The following is a 19,042-nucleotide window of genomic DNA, read 5'->3' as shown; positions in this document are numbered from 1 at the left end:
CACCGGAACTTCGCCGTGGGGGTGCTCCTGCTGGCGTTCGTGCCGGCGGCACTGTTTTTCTTCGTGGGCATCTACCTGCAACCCCTGGACGGCGACCTCACCCGCATCGGCTCGCACGCGGAGCGCGACCATGGCTGGAATGCGCCCCAGGCGGTGTTTGAACAGCCGCGTTACACACAGGGGGACTACACCCTTGGGCACGACATGGTGGTGATCGGCGACTCGTTCGCGACGGCGATGCCGCAACACCAATGGCAGAACCAGCTCGCCGCTGCGACCGGCATGTCCATCGTCACGGTGAGTTCGTACACCACGTCGGTGGCGGCGGTTCTGCAGAGCAGCGTCTTCGCGCAGCAACCGCCCCGGTTCTTCGTGCTCACCTACACCGAGCGGCACTTTCCCTCGCAGATCGGGAAGGATGTCCAGTGCGACGGGTTCGTGCCCGTGCTGCACGCCAGCATGCCTGTCGAGGTGCAACCCGCTGCAGCCTTGCCGACCATCGACAATCCCATGTTCCTGCACCGGCAGACACACTGGAGCGATTGGCGGGACGTCAAACTGGCCCACGCTGCCAAGCACGTGGTGTACGGCGTGGTTCGCAGCGCTTTCGGTCACGAGCCCACCAAGGCCCTGAGCATCGGGCTGAGTCGGACCGATCTTTTCTCCAGCGCAAAACCATCGACCATGCTGGTGTTTCGTGGCGATGTGGACAAGGTGGCCCAGTGGCGAGAGGCAGGGCTCGACGAACTGAGCTGCCGCATCGAGAAGCTGCGCCAAAGAGTGGAAGCCAACGGGCACACCCGCTTCGTTCTGCTGGTGCCACCCGACAAACTGACCGCCTACAGTCCCTGGACGAACCGCCACGACCTTCAGTCGTTGAGCCAGCTCGCAGAACTCTCGCAGCGTCACCCATCGGTGATGCCGCGCCTGGACCAGGCGTTGATCACCGCCATCGGCCAGGGGCACAAGGACGTCTACCTGCCCAACAACACCCACTGGGGCTCGAACGGCCACCTGGTTGTCGCGCAGACGCTCATCCACTTCCTGAAACCGGCGTCCGGCCATTAAGGGAAGCGCCGCACCAGTTCCACGCCCACGAACACCGAGCGGCGCGCGCCGGGCTCGAAGAACCGCCCGTTGCCTTCGTTGACGATCACAGAGCCCGCGTGTACGCGGTCGGTGATGTTGTCGATGCGCAGGAACTGCCGCCACGTCCAGTCGCCCCGGTTCTGCTCGAAGCGCACGCCGAGGTTGAACAGGGTGCTGGCTGCAGCAAAGTCGGTGTTGCGGTCGTTCACCGCCATGCGCCCGGTGTGCGTGGCCTCCATCGTGAACACGCTGCCGGCCCACCCGGGTTGCCAGGCCACTTGCAGAAATGCCTGTTGGCGCGCAAGCCCTGGCATCCGGTTGCCGGCGGCCACCGGCACTGTCGGCGTGACGCAGGGTGTGGCGGCGCAGGTGAGAAAGCCGTCGCGATAGCGCGCGTCCATCCAGGTGTAGGCAGGGGTGATGGTGAAGGAGCCCCATTCGAGCAAGGCGGCCAGTTCCAGCCCGTGGCGGCGCGTGCGGCCCGCGTTCTGAAACGTGGACCGGCCGCCGCTGTTGGAGAGCACCACGATTTCGTCCCGGGTACGCGTCTCGTACAGCGTGGCGCTCCAGGTGCCCCAGGCCTGGCGGCCGCGCAGGCCCCATTCGGCGCTCAGGCTGCGTGAGGCATTGAGCGCGGGGTTCAACCCGGTAAGGCCCGAGGCCCGGTAGGCCACTTCGTTCAGCGTGGGCGTTTCCAGCCCTCGGCCCAGACTGGCAAAGGCCTGCAGTTGCGGTGTGATCTCACGACGCATGCCCAGCACCGGACTGAAGCCATCGAAGCGCACGTTGCCGCTGTCGTCCGGGTTGCCCGGCGCGATGTAGCGATCGGCCGAGGTGAGGCGCACGCTGGAATGCCGCAAGCCCGCCATGAGTGTGGTGGCCTCGGTTCGCCACTCCGCCTGCACATAGGGGTCGAGTGTGCTCGCGCGGTTGGTTTCGTCGCGCCTCAGGTTGCCCTGCACGCCGAGCGTGGGGCCAACGAAGTTTTCATACCCGCGCCGCTGTTCGCTTTGCCGGTCGAGCGCCAGGCCAGCGCTCACGGTGAGTCTCTGCCCGTCGTCGTAGCTGCGGTCCAGGCGCCAGCGAGCGTTCCAGCCCCAGTAATTGCGTGCCAGATCAATGACGCCTCCTGCGCTGCCGGGCGGAATCTGAGCGCCGGTGGGAATCGCCTGGAACTGGCGCACGCCGCGCTGCCCCCCGTAACCCATGAGTTCGATGCGGTGGCCCTGCCCCAGCGCCTGTTCCCAGGCCAGGCCGAGCTGGGTCTGCGAGACGGTCTTGCGCGTGTCGAACTGCGTGGCGGCTGCGGTGGTCTGGCCGGGGTTGGCGTCGAACTCGGCGCGCGTGAGGCCCAGCGGGTCCTGCGCGGCGCTGGTCTGGCGGTTGAACACCAGCACGCTGCGCCCACCCTCGTGCGCTCGCGTGAGCTTGAGGTTGCCGCTGGCGCGCGAGGCGGCCGACTGCGCGCGTTCGCCGCCGGTGGCGAACTGGCCCACGTCCAGCGTGTAACCCCAGCCGGGCTGGGCCTCGCCGCCCGTTCGACCACTGAGCTGGGTGGACAGGCGCCACAGGCCATTGGCACCGGTGGCCACTCCCGTGCGCCATTCGGCGGGTTGCTGGCCGTCTTGCGTGTAGAGCGCGATGGCGCCGCCTGCGGAAGCGCCGTACAAAGCGGAGAACGGCCCCCGGATCACCTCGATGCGCTCGGCGCTGCCCAGCGGGAAGTTCGCCGCCTGGCCCTGCCCGTCGGGCGCGCTGGCCGGAATACCGTCCACATACAGGCGCACCCCTCGCACACCAAACGGTGCCCGAGCACCGTAGCCGCGCACGGATATCTGCAAGTCCTGCGCGTAGTTCTGTCGGTTGCGCACCACGAGGCCCGGCACGCGTCCCAGGCTTTCGGAGAGGTTGATCTGCAACCGTCCGGCACGCAGTTCTTCGCCGTCGACCACCTCCACCGAACCCGGCGAACGCCAGCTTTGTTGCCAGGCGCTTTCACCGGTCACGATCACGGGCGCGAGGGCGCCAACGGCGTCCCCGCGTTCAGGGGTCTGGGCGTGGGCCAGGCTGCAGGCCGCCAGCAGGACAAGACCGGCGCATCTAGTTCTTCGGCCGAATGGCATCGGCTGTGCCTTGAATGAACGCTTTGATTTTCTGGACGTCATCGGGGCTGAGCTTACCGGTGAAGTCGGGCATGCCGCGCGCGGAGGCCGGCCCGTTGAACACGAACTTGTCAAGGTTCTCGATGAAGGACGCATCCATGTAGCCCAGGTTGGGAATGTTGCCGCCCCGATCCACACCGGGAACGCCATGGCAGAACACGCAGTTGCTCACATACAGCGCGGTGCCGGCGGGCACGTGGGCGGGGTCGTACTTCACACCCGCCACGAGCTTGCCGAGCTGGTAACTGACGAATGCCGGTGGCTGCGCCTTGCCACCCACCGCGAAGGTGTAGACCGTGCCCGGGCCTTGCCGGTCGGTGGCGCGCTGGGCCAGGCCGTACACGCCGCCCCAGCCCACTGCGATCGACACATACTGCTTGCCATCGACCAGGTAAGTGGAGGGTGCCGCGATCACGCCCGTGCCGGTGGGCGTCTCCCACAGTTGCTCGCCAGTGGCGGCGTTGTAGGCGATGAAGCGCCCGTCGGCCGTGCCCTGAAACACCAGGTTGCCGGCGGTGGTGAGCGTGCCGCCGTTCCAGGGCGAGATCTGCTCCTTGGTCCAGCGCGCCTCCTGCTTCACCGGATCCCAGGCCACCAGGCGGCCAAAGGGTTTGCTGGTGGGTGGCTCCACGTTGGCAAAGGTGGCCAGGTTCCAGCCCATGTTGGCGTGCGGCTCGCCAGGGCGGTCGGCGTTGAACTTCCAGTCCTTGTTGTCCATGAGCGTGAGCGGCACGCCCTGCACCGGCATGTAGACCAGGCCCGTGGCCGGGTTGTACGACATGGAGTGCCAGTTGCGCGCACCGAAGGCGCTGGGGATGATCTCGCGCGGACGGTCGGCCGTGCGGGCGGCAGCGGTCTCGATCGGGCGGCCGTTCTTGTCGTAGCCGGTGGCCCAGTTCACTTCGACGAAGTTCTTCGCCGAGATGAACTTGCCGTTGGTGCGGTCAATGACGAAGAAGAAACCGTTCTTCGGCGCGTGCAGGATCACCTTGCGTGGCTTGTTGCCGACCTTGATGTCAGCCAGGATCATGGGCTGCGTGGAGGTGTAGTCCCAGTTGTCGCCAGGGGTTTCCTGGTAGTGCCACACGTACTTGCCGGTGTCGGGGTTGAGCGCGACGATGGAGGCGAGGTAGAGGTTGTCGCCCCCGGCCGGGCTGCGCTTCTTCTGCGCCCAGGGCGAACCGTTGCCGGTGCCGATGTACATCAGATTGAGGTCAGGGTCGAACGCCATGGCATCCCACGCGGTGCCGCCGCCACCGGCTTCCCACCACTTGCCTGCGGGGTCCCAGGTCTTGGCCGCCTTGGCCATGGAATCGTCCTCGAACGGCTTGCTCGGGTCACCCGGCACGGTGAACCAGCGCCACTTCTGGTCGCCGGTCTTCGCGTCGTAGGCGGTGATGTAGCCGCGCACGCCGTATTCGGCGCCACCGTTGCCAATGATCACCTTGCCTTTGAAGACGCGCGGCGCGCCCGTGATGGTGTAGCTGAACTTGCGGTCGATGATGGTGTCCTTTTCCCACACCTTGGCGCCCGTGGCCGCGTCCAGCGCGATCAGGCGGCCGTCGTAGGCGGCCACGAACACCTTGCCTTCGTGCAGCGCCACGCCCCGGTTGACCACGTCGCAGCAACCTTTTTAGCCGGCCTCGCGCGAGACCTTGGGATCGAAGGTCCAGATGCGCTGGCCGGTGCGCACGTTGACCGCATGGACGATGCTCCATGAGGCGGTGACGTACATGATGCCGTCCACCACCAGCGGCGTGGCCTCCACGCCGCGCGAGGATTCGAGGTTGTACGACCACACCAGGCCAAGGTCCTTCACGTTGGCGGCGTTGATCTGGTTCAGCTTTGAATGGCGCGTCTCGGCGTAGTCCAGGCCGTAGCTGGGCCAGTCCGCCGTCTGCCGGGCGTTGTTCTTCATGAACGCCGCGTTGACCTGATTGACCGTGGTGGTGATGTGCGCCGCCGACCCCTTGGCCGGGGGTTGCTGCGCCAGCGCGCTGCCTGCAAAGGCCAGCAGGGTGAGAAGGCCGGCGAGCGTACGCCGCCCGGTGCCGGGGGAAGTGATCGGTTTCATCTTGTCTCCTGGTGCGGCCCGATCGCAACGGGCCTGGCATGGGGTGCCCCGCCGAAAGGCGCTGGCGGATAAATCGTCGTCGTCCAGCGACCGCGTTTCACCCTCGGGATTTCCCTAAACCCAATGTGTTCCGACGTGGAACACATGCGGTTTCAACGCCAAGGGCTTACCCGCATGCGCATGGGAAACGATGGCCCCGATACTGCGTCCGGAGACGCCCGAAGGACCACCGAAGGACACCGCCATGCCCCAGTCATCGACGGGACGCCAGGACGCACCGCGCCAGCTCTTCTTTCGCACCGCAGAGCAACGCACGGCGCTGGCTCGCCAGCAGTTCTTTGACGAAGGCGCACGGCCTTCGGGCCTGGTGGGCGAGGCGGTCATCCAGTCGTGGCTGCGCTGCTGCAAGGCCCACCAGAACCCCGCCGACAGGGTCAGCTTCGAGCAGGTCACGCGCAGCCGCGCGCACGCCACGCTCAATCGCAACCGCCAGCTTCTGCAAGCCGGAAACCATGAGCTCAACCACATGGAGGCCGCGCTCATCGGCACCGACTGTCGCGTGCTGCTGACCGACGCTCAAGGCGTGATCATTCACGCCACCGAACTCGCACCGACCGCGGTACAGCCGCTGCTCAAGACCGCTTCCCGGGTGGGCGTGAACATCGCGGAAACGCAGATTGGCACCACCGCGCCAGGCATCGTGGTGCGCAGCGGCGAAGCCTGCACCGTGGCCGGCGCCGAGCACTTCTTCCAGTGCCTGCAAGGCCTGCATTGCGCCGCTGCTCCGATTCACGACATCCACGGTCAGCTCGCGGGTGTGCTCGACATCTCGGTCGAAGGCGGCTCGTTTCAATTCGATGCGGCGTCGGTGGTCGGCCTGTACGCCACCACCATCGAAAACCGCTTGCTGCAACTGCAATCGGTCGAACACCTGGTGCTGCACTTCCAGGCCAGCCCCACGCTGCTGGACACGCCGCTAGAAGCGCTGGCCGGCATCGACGCCAGGGGACGCGTGCTCTGGCTCAACGCGGTGGCGCGCCGCCTCACCGGTTGCCGCACGTCGGGGCAACCTATGGTGGACGAAGTGTTCGGCGCCACATTGGGCTGGCTGCTTGGCCTGCCCCGGCAAACCACGGTGCAGACGCTGCACCTGCCCAACGGCCTGGGCGTGTGGATCAAGGCCCGCCTCACCGCCTCCGATGGCACCGACTTCAACCACGCCGTGGCCATCACGAAACCCGAGCCGGCGGCGCCACGCCAGACCCAGTTGCAGGCCGCCATCCCGACGCCAGACATCGAGACTCTGAGCCCCCACGCCACCCTGGTGGACCACAGCCAGCGCCTGATCGAATCCACCCTCGCGCAATGCGGCGGCAACATTGCCAAGGCAGCGCGGGCGCTGGGCGTTTCGCGCGGAATGTTGTACCGGCGGCTGCAGAAGGGTCGAGGGCAGGACGCTCAGGCCTGATCGGACGCCAAGCCTCGGTCAAACCAGCAGGCGGGCCACTTCCTCCTGCATGTCGCGCGCCCAGGTGCGGCGATCCCTCCCCTGCGGCATCTGGGGCTCGCCGTAGCGCACCACCACCTGCACGCCGTCGGCGCACAGCGTCGCCCAGATCGAACCGAGCAGCGTGGTGTCACCCACGAACACCGGCGCGTCGTGCGGTGCGCCGGTGCGACTGTCGAGAAAGCGCAGGGCGACCGGGAGGATGGGGGCGTTGGCGGAGATCGCGGCCTGGAACAGGTTGGCGTGAAACGGCAGCAATGCTCTGCCGTCCCCGGTGGTGCCTTCAGGAAAGATGGAGATGATGTCGCGCTCGCGCAGGCGCTCGGCCATGTGGTGGACCATGCGCATGGCATCACGGCGGTTGCTGCGTTCGATGTAGAGCGTGCCCGCACCAGTGATGAGCGCGCCCAGCAGTGGCCAGCGTTTTGCGTCGGACTTCGATACGAAGCGGCTGGGCTTGCCTGCGTTCATCACCAGGATGTCAAGCCAGGACATGTGGTTGGCCACAACCAGCAGAGGACCAGTGGCCGGTGGATCGCCGCGTACCACCAGCTCCACACCCATGATGCGCAGCATCTGCCGCGACCATTCGCGCACCAGCAGCTCGGTCTGCGACGCCGTGAGGCGACCGAATTCGGTGCGGATGGTCCACAGGCCACGCAGCACATGGCCGGTGGCCCGCACGACACGCCAGAGCGCGCGCAGCGCTTTCACGCGAGGGCGGCGCCTTCGGCCTGCTGATCGGCGCCCGTCTGGTGCGCCAGTTGACCCGCCACCAGGGTGACGCGCACCGTTGCCGGCAGCTCGTGGCCACCGAAGGGGGTGTGCTTGCCCTGGCTGCGCAGGGCTTGGGGGGTCACGGTCCAGGGACTGTCGGCGTTGAAGATGCAGACGTCGGCCACGCCGCCCACCGCCAGCCGGCCCACACTGGCTTGCAGCGTACCCAGGCTGGCGCCCAGCACGGCCTGAGGGCCGCTGGTGAGCACGGTCAGCGCCTGCATCAGGCCCAGGCCCTCCTGCTGAGCCCAGGTGCAGGCCAGACCAAGCAGCAACTCCACCGCGGTGGCACCGGGCTCGGCCTCGGCGAAGGGCAGCGTCTTGGCGTCGCTGTCCACCGGGTTGTGATCGGACACCAGCGCGTCGATGGTGCCATCGGCCAGGCCGGCGCGCAGGGCGTCGCGGTCGCGCTGCTGGCGCACCGGTGGCTGCAGGCGCAGGCGGCTGTCGTAGAAGCCGATGTCCACGTCGGTCAGGTGCAGGTTGTGCACGCTCACATCGCAGGTCACCGGCAGGCCCTCGGCCTTGGCCTGGCGCACCAGCGAGAGGCCGGCGGCGCTGCTGATGCGGCACAGGTGCACGCGCGCGTTGGGGCTGCCGGGCGTCTTGCCCTGCACGCCGCGCATGAGTTCGAACAACGTGTGCAGCGCGATCGTCTCGGCCGCCACCGGTACACCCGAGAGACCCAGGCGCGTGGCCAGTGGCCCGCTGGCGGCCACCCCCTTGCCGAGCCAGAAATCCTGCGGGCGCAGCCACACGGTGTAGCCAAAGGTGGCGGCGTATTGCAAGGCGCGCTGCAACACCTGGGCGTTGACGATGGGCACCTCGGCCTGGCCGAAGCCGATGCAGCCCGACTCGGTCAACTCGGCCATTTCGGTGAGCACCTCGCCTTGCAGGCCACGCGTGAGCGCACCCAGCGGAAACACGCGCGCCAGGTGGAGCTTCTCGGCACGGAACTTGAGCATGTCCACCAGCCCGGGCTCGTCGAGCACCGGGTCGGTGTCGGGCGGACAGACCAGCGAGGTCACGCCACCAGCCACCGCCGCAGCCATCTCGCTCTCCAGCATGCCGGCATGTTCCTGCCCGGGTTCGCGCAGGCGCACAGCCAGGTCCACCAGGCCTGGCGCGACCACGCAGCCGCTGGCGTCGATGGTGCGGCTGGCATGAAAGTCGGCCGCCACGTTGCCGATGGCGATGATGCGGCCGGCGGCAATCGCCACGTCGGCCATTTCGTCGCGGCCGGTGGCCGGGTCCATGACGCGACCGTTCTGGATCAGGATCTTCATGTTCAGGCCTCGTTACTGGCAACGATCGACATCACCGCCATGCGCACCGCAATGCCGTAAGTGACCTGCGGCAGGATCACGCTCTGCGGTCCGTCCACCACCGCCGAGTCGATCTCAACGCCGCGGTTGATCGGCCCGGGGTGCATGACGATCGCACCCGGCTTTGCCCATCGCAGGCGCTCCGGCGTGAGTCCGAAGCTTTTGAAATACTCCTGGCTCGAAGGCAGCAGCGCACCACTCATGCGTTCGTTCTGCAGGCGCAGCGTGATCACCACGTCGCAGCCCTTGATGCCCTCTTCCAGGGTGTGGCACACACGCACCCCCATCTGCGACAGATCGCTGGGCACCAGGGTGCGCGGACCGACCACGCGAACGTCGGGGCAACCCAGTGTGGTGAGGGCGTGAATGTCGGAGCGCGCCACGCGTGAATGCAGCACGTCGCCCACGATGGCCACCGAAAGCTTGGTGAAGTCGTGCTTGTAGTGGCGGATGGTGTACATGTCGAGCAGCCCCTGCGTGGGGTGCGCGTGGCGGCCATCGCCTGCGTTGATCACGTGAACGTGCGGTGCCACGTGCTGCGCGATCAGGTAGGGTGCCCCGGACTCGCTGTGCCGCACGACGAAGATGTCGGCGGCCATGGCGCTGAGGTTGGCAATGGTGTCGAGCAGCGATTCGCCCTTGGCGGTGGAGCTGCGTGAAATGTCGAGGTTGATCACATCGGCCGACAGGCGCGTGGCAGCGATCTCGAAGGTGGTGCGGGTGCGGGTGCTGTTTTCGAAGAACAGGTTGAACACGCTTTTTCCGCGCAGCAGCGGCACCTTCTTCACCTCGCGGTTGCTCACGCTGACGAAGTTGGCGGCGGTGTCGAGGATCTGCGTGAGGATGTCGCGCGAAAGGCCCTCGGTGGAGAGCAGGTGAATGAGTTCACCGTTTTTGTTGAGCTGGGGGTTGCGTTGCGTCACGTTCAGGCTTCCTTCTCTTCCAGCACGAAACTCAGGCGGCCGGCGCCGTCGCGCGCGAGTTCCAGCGACTGGCCTGGCGGCAGCTCGACGCGTGCTGCGCGCACGTTGGCCTCGATCGGCAGTTCGCGCCCCCCTCGGTCCACCAGCACCGCCAGCCGAACGCTGGCCGGGCGACCGTAGTCGTAGAGTTCATTGATCACCGCGCGCAGCGTGCGGCCGGTGTAGAGCACGTCATCGACCAGCAGCACGTGCGCACCGTTTACGTCGAAGGGGAGCACGGTCTGTGCGCTGGCGGCCAGGCCGCGCTGTGCAAAATCGTCGCGGTGCAGGCTCGATGAAATCACGCCAGGCGCCCCAGCGAGGCCAAGATCCTTTTGCAGGCGTTCGGCCAGCCACGCGCCGCCGGAGGTGATGCCGGCCAGAAACACGGGCTCGGGTGCCGATGCCATGACCGCTTTCACGCCGCGCAACAACTCGGCGTAGAGCGATTCCGCATCGGGCGCGGGGAATGTTGAATTCAAGGCAGGCTCCTCAGGAACTGTTCCAGGATGATGCAGGCAGACGCGGCATCGGCGTCCTTGGCGCGCAGGCTGTGGGCCTCGGTGGTGCTGTACCGCTCGTCCACCTCAAACACCGGCAGGTGGCATCGCCCGCGCAACTGGCGCGCGAACTTGAGCGCCCGGGCGGTGTTCTCGTGGGCGGCACCGTCCGGGTGGTACGGCACGCCGACCACCAGAGCGTCGGGCTGCCACTCCTTCAGGCGCTGCGCGATCTGCTCGAAACGGGCATCACCTTCGGCTGCAATGGTGGGCTGGGGCGTGGCGCTGCGGGTGAGTCGGTTGCCGGTGGCCACGCCGGTGCGTTTCAGGCCGAAATCGAAGGCCAGGAACAACTGGCAATGCGCCGGGACTTCAAAGGTCGTGGGCGCAGGCACGTTCTCGGTCATGCGTGACCCGCGTCGGGTGAGAGCATCCACGGCTGAAGACCCAGCAAGCCCATGGCGCGCTCGTAGCGTTCGGCCACAGGCGCATCGAAGATCAGGCTGGGGTCGGCTTCCACGGTGAGCCAGCTGTTCTCGGTGATCTCCGATTCGAGCTGACCCTGGCCCCAGGAGGCGTAGCCAAGCGAAACGAACACCCGGCGCGGTCCCGCACCCGAGGCCATGGCTTCGAGCACGTCCTTGGAGGTGGTCATTTCCAGACCGCCTGGAATGGACAGGGTGGACGCGTAGACCGACTCGCCCTCGCCCGAGACGGCCTCATGCAGCACGAAGCCACGTTCGGTCTGCACCGGACCGCCCTGGAACACCGGCAGCGTGGCCAGGTCGTTGCGGCCCATGGGCAGATCGACTTTCTCGAAAAGGCGTGGCAGGAGGATGTCGCTGGGCTTGTTGATCACCAGCCCCAGGGCGCCGCGTTCGCTGTGTTCGCACATGAACACCACGCTGCGGCCAAATAGCTCGTCGCTGAGGCCGGGCATCGCAATCAGGAAATGATTGGTCAGGTTGATGGAGGCAGAATCAGCGGACATGGCGGGATTTTAAGCCGCCCTCCCAGCCGGGCGCCGCAAGGCGGAAGCGACACTCAACCATGAACCATTACGACAAGGGCTTGATGTGGTTTCGCCGCGATCTGCGCACGCAGGACAACGCAGCGCTCTACCACGCACTCAAGCAATGCAGGAGGGTCTGGTGCGCGTTTGTGTTCGACACCGACATCCTGGACGAGCTGCCCCGCGCCGACCGTCGGGTGGAATTCATCCGCGAATCGCTGGTGGAACTGGACGAACGCCTGCGCGAGATGGGGCGGGCTCAAGGGGTGCGCGGCACCGGGCTGATCGTGCTGCACGCCCGCGCCAGCCAGGCCATTCCGGCGCTGGCGCAGCAGTTGGGTGTGCAGGCGGTGTTTGCCAATCACGACGATGAGCCGGCGGCACTGGCGCGCGATGCCCGCGTGTTCGGCGACCTGGCGCATGCCGGCATCCTGTTGCACAGCCACAAGGACCATGTGATCTTCGAGCGGCGCGAGGTGCTCACCCAGGCCGGTCAGGCGTATGGCGTGTTCACGCCCTACAAGAACGCGTGGCTCAAGGCAATCACTCCCTTTCATCTGCAGGCGTACCCGGTGGCAAGCTATACCAAGGCCCTCGCCCCGGTGCCCACTTCGCACACGGCACCGGTGCCGCGCCTGGCCGACATCGGCTTTGCGCCCACCAACCTCTCGCAACTGCCCCTGCCCACGGGAGAAACGGGCGCGCGCCAGTTGTTCGAGGATTTCGTGGAGCGCATCGACCGTTACGACGAAGCCCGGAACTTCCCTGCCGTGAAGGGGCCCAGCTACCTCAGCGCGCACCTGCGCTTCGGCACCATCTCGATCCGGGGCATCGCATCGGTGGCCTATCAGATGCACCTGCAGGGCATCGCGGGCGCCAGCACCTGGCTCTCCGAGTTGATCTGGCGCGACTTCTACCACCAGATCCTGGCCAACTTCCCGCACGTGGTGGACAAGGCCTTTCGATCCGAATACGACGCCATCCGGTTCGAACGCGACAAGCACGCCAAGGAGCAGTTCGCCGCCTGGTGCGACGGCCGCACCGGCTACCCGCTGGTGGACGCGGCCATGTCACAAATCAACCAGACCGGCTACATGCACAACCGCCTGCGCATGGTGGTGGCGAGCTTCCTGGTGAAAGACCTCGGCATTCACTGGCAATGGGGCGAGCGCTACTTCGCCGAACACCTGATCGACTTCGACCTGGCGGCCAACAACGGCGGTTGGCAGTGGGCCAGTTCGAGCGGCTGCGACGCGCAACCCTGGTTTCGCATCTTCAACCCGGTGACGCAAAGCGAAAAGTTCGACCCGCAAGGCAAGTTCATCCGACGCTACCTGCCCCAGCTGGCCGGCCTGCCCGACGCGGTGATCCACGCGCCGTGGAAAGCCAACGAGGTCGAGCTGGCGTCTGCCGGGCTGGAGCTGGGCAAGAACTACCCGCTGCCCATCGTGGACCACGCCCTGGCGCGGGAGCGCACCTTGCTGCGCTATGCGGTGGTGAAGAACCCCGGCAAACTGTAGGCCCTCACGCTCCAGCGCTTCGCGGGTCGCTGCACCCCGGGAGGGCTGATCCGCCTTGGGGCGGCCCGGCGGCGGATCGCCTGCCTAGGCTTCCGCAGACACCTTGGCGTAATGCCCGATCAGGGCCAGCAGCTCGTCTTCGGAGTACGGCTTGCCGAGGTAGTGGTCCACGCCGAGCTCGCGAGCGTGTTCGCGGTGTTTCTCGGCGATGCGCGAGGTGATCATGATCACCGGCAGATCCGACAGGCGCACGTCGCTGCGGATGTTGCGCACCAGGTCAAAGCCGTCCATGCGCGGCATCTCGATGTCTGAGAGCACCACGGTGGGCCGCTCCATCTGCAGCTTCTCCAGCGCCTGCAGACCGTCGGCCGCGAGCGTGACGCGGTAGCCTTCGCGTTGCAGCAAACGCTGGGTGACGCGGCGAACGGTGATGGAATCGTCCACCACCAGCACCAGCGGCACGGCATTGACTTCCATCTCGGCAGAGGCCGTGGCGTCGGACGACACCAGGGCACCGCTGCGCTGGTGACTGGCCACCCAGGCGGGCACCTGGCTGCCGTACACCGTGGCCAGCGCCACCGGGTTGTAGATCAGCGCCACCGCACCTGATGCCAGCACCGACATGCCCGCCAGGCCCGGCAGCCGCGAGAGCTGCGTGCCCAGATTCTTGACCACGACTTCCTGGTTGCCCAGCACTTCATCCACGTGCATGGCCACGCGCTGCGCTGCGCTTCGGAAAATCACCACCGGCTGCGTGCGGCCATGCACCTCCTGCGAGTGGGCGGACGATTGCAGCAGTGCGCCCGTCCAGAAGAATGGCACGTCTTCACCGGCCACGTTGAGCGCGCCGCTGGCGTAAGCCTTGTTCAGGTCATCGGTGCTCAGGCGGCGCACCACTTCCACCAGGTTGGACGGCACGCCCAGTGTGAGCGAGCCCGCGCGCAACATCACCACCTGCGTGACAGCGGTCGTCAGCGGCAGCACCAGCTTGAAGCTGCTGCCCTGGTCACGCTGGCTCGCGGTTTCAATGCGACCACCCAGTGCCACCACGTCGCTGCGCACCACGTCCATGCCGATGCCGCGGCCGGCCAGTTCGGACACCTCGCGCGCGGTGCTCAGGCCGGGTTCGAAGACGAGCTGCGCGGCTTCTTCGTCGCTGATCTGCGCACCGGGTGCCAGCAGCCCTTGTGCCTCGGCCTTCTCGCGCAAGCGCGCCAGGTCCAGGCCACCGCCGTCGTCGGTGAACACGACCGACACGTCGTTGAGTTCCTGCGCCAGGCGAATCTCGATCTGCCCCTCTGCCGGCTTGCCGGCCCGCTGGCGCACCTCAGGCAATTCGATGCCATGCACCACGCTGTTGCGCAGCAGGTGTTCAAACGCGCCGGTCATGCGGTCGAGAACGCCACGGTCCATTTCAATGTTGCCGCCGGTGATGTCCAGCCGCACCTGCTTGCCGGTTTCCTTGGACGCCTGGCGCACCACGCGGTAGAGGCGTTCGGAGATGCCTTCGAACTCCACCATGCGCGTGCGCAACAGGTCGCGCTGCAGTTCGCGCGTCTGGCGCGCCTGGGCGACCAGGCTGTCTTCGGTGGATTCCACCGCGCGTTGCAGATTGCGCTGCACGGTGGCCACGTCGTTGACCGACTCGGCCATCATGCGCGTGAGTTCCTGCACCCGGGTAAAGCGGTCGAATTCGAGGGGGTCGAACGACTGGTCGGCATCGCGGGCCTGGGCCAGCCGCGACTGCATTTGCGTTTCGGCCTGCAGTTCGATGTCGCGCAACTGACCGCGCAGGCGGTCCAGGTTGCCGGTAAGGTCCTTGAGCGAGCCACGCAGGGTGACGAGTTCGGCCTCCATGCGCGAGCGCGTGATCATCACCTCACCGGTCTGGTTGACCAGGCGGTCGAGCAGTTCGGGGCGCACGCGCACCGCTGCACCGGCTCGCGTCTGCGCCGCAATTGGCGCCTGCGGCAGGGTGAGGCCTGCCAGGCCGGCAGGCGCAGCGGCGTCCACCCGCGCGGGCTCGTCGCCCACGGGCACCACGGCCTGCAAAGGCGCTGGTTCGACCACGGGGGACGCCACATGAGGCACCTGTTCGGGCGCGGTCTGCACCACGTCCGTGGCCTGTGGATCGGTGTTGCGCAGCAGTTCGAAGCGCGCGTTGATGGCGTCGAAGGCGGATTGCAGCGGTTCGAGATCGCTGCTGCGCTGCACGTCCGAGCCCAGGCGCTCAGCCGTGGTCTCCATGCGGTGCGCCATCTCGCCCAGGCGCAGCGCGCCGGCCAGGCGGGCACTTCCCTTGAGCGTGTGCAGGTTGCGCAGCACCTCGGCGCGAGCGCTGCCGTTGTCGGGCCGCGAAACCCACTGCCGCAAGGCGCCGGCAAGCTGGGGCAGCAGCTCCATCGCCTCTTCGGCAAAGATCGGGAACAGGTCGACGTCGATGGTGTCAAGCACGTCGATGTCGTCGTCGATGTCCTGCACCGGCCCGTGCGGCCGGCTGGTGTCGGCGTGGGGCGCGGTGAAGCCGGCGGTGAGGTCGCCGTGGCTGGTCGACTCGAAGCCCGTGAGAGACAACACCGGCGAAACCGGCTCGACCATCGGTGCCTCGAACGTGGCTTCGACCGGCGCATCGGGCTCGGGCTCAGGGTCGTGTACGACCCGGTACAGCGCACTCAGCAGTTCGGGATTGGGCTCCTTGAGGAAACCCGCGGCGAACTGGTGCAACAGCCGGCGGATGTCGTCTGCGGACTGCACGAACAATTGCGCCTGCTCGGCGGAGGCGGCACGGCCAGCCTGCTGGTGCAGGGCCACGGACTCGATCGCTTGTTCGAGCGCGCGGGCGATGTGGGAGAGCGATTCAAAGCCCACCGTGGCCGAGCTGCCGGCCAGCGAATGAGCCAGCCCCTCGGCCTGTTCGGGCACGGGTTCATGGCGCTCCAGCGCCCACTCGGCGAGCACCGTGCTCAGGCGGCGAGACCATTCGTCAGCCTCGTTGAGGTAGACGTTGTAGAGCTTGTGACCGATGCGCAGCGAACCAATGACACGGGTCTGGTCGTCCGGCATGGACTCCTCGAACTCCGAGGCGGGCACAGGTTCTTCTGGCGTCGGTTCTTCAACCAGCGCAGGCTCCACCCAGGCGGGCGCCGTTTCGTCAACTGGAGGCGGCGCCAAGGGTTCGGGCTGGTGTTCCACCAGGGGTTCGGCCCAGGCCGACACGGGCTCCGACTCGGCCGGCGCTTCTTCCCGGGTCTCGGGCGCAGGCTGCTCCTGCTGGCCGGAAGCAGCCGCAGCCAGGCTGTCAAAGTCGAAGTCGGCCAGCAAGGAAGGAACGTCGGAGCTGGTGTCTTCGACAGGCCCGTCCAGCAGCCCTTGCAGGTTGGTCGACTCGAACTCGACGGCCTGTGCCGGTTCTGCCGGCACTTCTTCTGCCGGCATTTCTTCTGCCAGCACTTCTTCTGCGGGCATTTGCGCCGGCGTGGCGTCTTCGGGCGCCGGCTCTGCCACCGGGGCGGGCCTGGCAAGCGCGTCGAGATCAAAGCTGAAGTCAGGCTCGGCGGAGGCCTCCACCGGCTCCGCGCTGGCGGCAGGTTCGACCAGCGTCACAGCCTCGGCGCGGCCTTGCGGCGGCACCGCCAGTGGCAGGTACTGGCCCTGCTCGCGCAGGGCCTCGGCGCTGGCACGGAAAGGCTGCGAGCGCCAGGCGTCGGCCTGCCGCGCGGAAATATCAGCCACCCAGCGGCCAAACTGGTTCATGGCTTCCCCGGCCAGGGTGAGCAGCGGCGGGCTGGCAGGGCGCTGCTCGGCCAGCACCGTGTTGAGCAGTTGTTCCATGGCCCAGGCGGCTTCGCCGAACTCGTCGAGCCCGACCATGCGCGAGCTGCCCTTGAGCGTGTGGAAAGCTCGCCTCAGCGTGGTGAGGTGTTCCAGATCGCCGGGTTGCACCTGAAGGTGCGACACCGCCTCCAGGCCATTGGCCACGACTTCGCGGGCCTCTTCCAGGAAGATGTCGAGCAGGTCGTCCTCGTCGTTGTCCTCGGCGGCGGTCGCCTCGGGCTCCATGGGTGCCGTGGTCGAGCTCTCCGACAGTCCCACCAGCGCCTGTGCGCCAGCGGCGGCGTTGTCATTGACCACCGCCTCGGCGGCTTCGCGCGCCGCCCGGGCCACGCCAGATTGTTCAGCCAGCGAAGCCTGATCGGCGAGGGAGTCGAGTTGCTCGCTCAGGTCCACCAGGCTGGCGCCGCCCTGCACGCTGTCCACCACGCGCTGTACGCCATCGCTGATGGCGCGCGCATCGGCCTGGGCGGGCTGGTGCATGGCCTGGGCGCTGACCGTACGGCCCATCAGGGGCAGCAATTCGCCCTTCTCGTCATCGAAGACGAACAGCTTCTTGGCCAGTGCGGGCTGGTAGTTCAGCATGTCCACCAGGAAACTCAACGCGCTGAGGTTGTTGCCGAGTTGCTGGAAGGTGCCGGCCTCGCGGGCCATGGCTTCGTCCACCTCGGTATCGAGGATCTGGTCGACCGTGTTGCGCATGCGCGCCACCGTGAGCACCGCCTGCTCCAGGCCCAGCACGGACAGCACGCCGCGCATTTGCCCAAGCTGGGACACGGCCACGTGCAGGCCGGCTTTTTCCTGCGGCGTGCGGAAGAACTGGTCGAGCGACTTTTCAACCTCGCCGAGCGAGACCTTGAGTTCGCCCACCACGCTGCCCATGGTCTGGCGGTCGCTCACGCGGCGGTAGAGCTGCTCCATCCAGGCATCCAGGGGCTGCGCGGGCGCGCCCGCGAGCACGCTTTCCAGGCGCTCGGCCAGCGCCTGGGTGCGCTCGGTGAGTTCGGGCGCACTGGGGTCGAAGTCCTCGAACGCGGCTTCCAGGTAGAGGGTGGTGGTGGCCACTTCCATGGCCAGCTCGGGCCGCACCCCGCCGGGCTCGTGCACAGCCGCATCGGCGGCTTTCACCAGCGCCTGGGCCAGCACGGTGCTGGCCGGGTGCAGCTTGAGCAGCGAGTCGCCGATCAGGCCGAACTGGTCGGCCACCTGGCGAGCACGGCTCTGGTCGCCACCGGAATACAGGGACCAGACCTCCTTGGCGGTGTGGATGCGCTTGCGCGCCTGCGCCAGCACCGCCGGATCGAAGCGGCCCAGTGTGGCCTGGTGATAGTCCACCGGCGTCAGGCCGCCCAGGCCAAAAGCCTCGCGCACCGCCGCGAGGTGGGGCGTGGTCGCGGCCGTCACCCCGACAGGCTGGGCACAGAAGAAGAGCAGGTCGTGCAGCAGCGTCTCGGAGATCTGGTTTTTGCCCTGGGCCAGGTTGGCAAACTGCAGCAGGATGCGCGAAGCCGCGCGCTTGACGTACACGTCAGCCGGAAGCAAGCGCTGCGCGACGGATTCGAAATGGGCGGCACAGATGCGCCAGAAGGTGCGCACGCGCGCATCCTCCGCACCGGCACACAGGCCTGCGCACAGCTTGGCCAGTTGTTGGGCCGCTGCGGGGCTTTGTGTCTTGACCACCAACAGCACCAGCCGATCGAACAGCGAACGCATGGCCGGATTGACCAGCAGCGGCGCCACGCCCGCAGGCGCGCCCACCTCGATGCCACGGTGTTCGTACGGCCACAGGTCGGCCGGGTGCACACGCTCGGCGGCGGCGAGTTCCTGCACCTCGCGGTACTGGGCGAACAGGGCCACCGGCTGCACAGGCTTGTTGTTGAGGACGGCTTCGAGGTACTCCACCAATGCAAAACTGGCGCGCTCGACCTTGGCGGCGGCCTCTTCGTTGCAGGTGGCGGGACGCTGCACGAAGCGCTGAACCGCCGCTTCCATGGCACGCAGCACCTGCGCTGGCGCACCCAGCCCGACCATCTCCAGTGCGCCCACCGCCTGGTGCAGTTGCTGGCGAGCCAGGCGCAGGGACCCGGGGTCCACCGCCTCCAGGTCGTTCAGGCGCGACTGCTCGGTCTCGCGCACAAAGCGCTTGATGGCCTTGTTGGCGCCGTCGAGCGACTTGCGCAGTTCATCGAAGACCCACGCCAGCGGACCCAGGTCGGCGACCGTGTCCATCGGCTGGCTGTCGGTGTCGGTGGCGGTGTCGAACATGGTGATCCAGGAAAAAAG

The 19,042-nt window shown here is 67.2% G+C and carries 11 protein-coding genes and 1 pseudogene; 3 read left to right on the top strand and 9 right to left on the bottom strand.

What is annotated here, in order from left to right:
* The first annotated feature begins 15 nt into the window (after positions 1 to 15).
* Complete coding sequence (locus AB7F11_RS07360; RefSeq protein WP_428288014.1) at positions 16 to 1,068, top strand: hypothetical protein; 1,053 nt, start codon at positions 16 to 18, stop codon at positions 1,066 to 1,068.
* On the opposite strand, the gene AB7F11_RS07355 is transcribed toward AB7F11_RS07360, so the two are convergent.
* Both AB7F11_RS07355 and AB7F11_RS07350 read right to left on the bottom strand, forming a co-directional pair.
* Entirely contained in the window at positions 1,065 to 3,212 is a 2,148-nt protein-coding gene (locus tag AB7F11_RS07355) for a TonB-dependent receptor family protein (RefSeq protein ID WP_428288013.1), read from the bottom strand. The genes AB7F11_RS07360 and AB7F11_RS07355 overlap by 4 nt on opposite strands.
* A pseudogene (locus tag AB7F11_RS07350) lies at positions 3,190 to 5,325 on the bottom strand (PQQ-dependent dehydrogenase, methanol/ethanol family). Before AB7F11_RS07350 ends, AB7F11_RS07355 begins: the two are co-directional and overlap by 23 nt.
* A gap of 244 nt (positions 5,326 to 5,569) precedes the next feature.
* Between AB7F11_RS07350 and AB7F11_RS07345 the strand changes: the two are divergent.
* Positions 5,570 to 6,793 carry a helix-turn-helix domain-containing protein gene (locus AB7F11_RS07345; protein WP_428288012.1) on the top strand — a complete coding sequence of 408 codons (1,224 nt, stop codon included), beginning with the start codon at positions 5,570 to 5,572 and terminating at the stop codon, positions 6,791 to 6,793.
* 18 nt (positions 6,794 to 6,811) lie between these two features.
* On the opposite strand, the gene AB7F11_RS07340 is transcribed toward AB7F11_RS07345, so the two are convergent.
* Genes AB7F11_RS07340 through AB7F11_RS07315 form a run of 6 tightly spaced genes read right to left on the bottom strand, consistent with a single transcriptional unit; the run spans position 6,812 to position 11,387 of the window.
* Positions 6,812 to 7,546: a lysophospholipid acyltransferase family protein gene (locus AB7F11_RS07340; protein ID WP_428288011.1), complete on the bottom strand. Its 735-nt coding sequence runs from the start codon at positions 7,544 to 7,546 to the stop codon at positions 6,812 to 6,814.
* Positions 7,543 to 8,895 carry a dihydroorotase gene (locus tag AB7F11_RS07335; protein ID WP_428288010.1) on the bottom strand — a complete coding sequence of 451 codons (1,353 nt, stop codon included), beginning with the start codon at positions 8,893 to 8,895 and terminating at the stop codon, positions 7,543 to 7,545. The genes AB7F11_RS07340 and AB7F11_RS07335 overlap by 4 nt, the downstream gene beginning before the upstream one ends.
* Before the next feature lie 2 nt (positions 8,896 to 8,897).
* On the bottom strand, positions 8,898 to 9,863 hold the full coding sequence (locus AB7F11_RS07330) for an aspartate carbamoyltransferase catalytic subunit (RefSeq protein ID WP_428299884.1): 966 nt from the start codon (positions 9,861 to 9,863) through the stop codon (positions 8,898 to 8,900).
* Positions 9,860 to 10,378, bottom strand: coding sequence for a bifunctional pyr operon transcriptional regulator/uracil phosphoribosyltransferase PyrR (gene pyrR / locus AB7F11_RS07325; protein WP_428288009.1), 519 nt, complete (start codon positions 10,376 to 10,378; stop codon positions 9,860 to 9,862). The genes AB7F11_RS07330 and pyrR overlap by 4 nt, the downstream gene beginning before the upstream one ends.
* Positions 10,375 to 10,803, bottom strand: a complete 429-nt coding sequence (gene ruvX / locus AB7F11_RS07320; protein ID WP_428288008.1) for a Holliday junction resolvase RuvX — start codon at positions 10,801 to 10,803, stop codon at positions 10,375 to 10,377. The genes pyrR and ruvX overlap by 4 nt, the downstream gene beginning before the upstream one ends.
* A complete protein-coding gene (locus AB7F11_RS07315) occupies positions 10,800 to 11,387 on the bottom strand; it encodes a YqgE/AlgH family protein (protein ID WP_428288007.1) in 588 nt (195 codons plus the stop codon). The genes ruvX and AB7F11_RS07315 overlap by 4 nt, the downstream gene beginning before the upstream one ends.
* 59 nt (positions 11,388 to 11,446) lie before the next feature.
* Here AB7F11_RS07315 and AB7F11_RS07310 point away from each other — a divergent pair, with 59 nt between their 5' ends.
* Complete coding sequence (locus tag AB7F11_RS07310) at positions 11,447 to 12,928, top strand: cryptochrome/photolyase family protein (RefSeq protein WP_428288006.1); 1,482 nt, start codon at positions 11,447 to 11,449, stop codon at positions 12,926 to 12,928.
* Positions 12,929 to 13,012: 84 nt separating this feature from the next.
* Here AB7F11_RS07310 and AB7F11_RS07305 read toward each other — a convergent pair whose 3' ends face one another.
* Positions 13,013 to 19,024 carry an Hpt domain-containing protein gene (locus AB7F11_RS07305; RefSeq protein WP_428288005.1) on the bottom strand — a complete coding sequence of 2,004 codons (6,012 nt, stop codon included), beginning with the start codon at positions 19,022 to 19,024 and terminating at the stop codon, positions 13,013 to 13,015.
* Between the last annotated feature and the right edge of the window lie 18 nt (positions 19,025 to 19,042).

The organism is Hydrogenophaga sp. (genome assembly GCF_050250835.1).
Lineage (GTDB): Bacteria > Pseudomonadota > Gammaproteobacteria > Burkholderiales > Burkholderiaceae_C > Hydrogenophaga.
The sequence above is the reverse complement of the archived record's forward strand: the minus strand, read 5'-3'. Positions and strand labels throughout refer to the sequence as shown.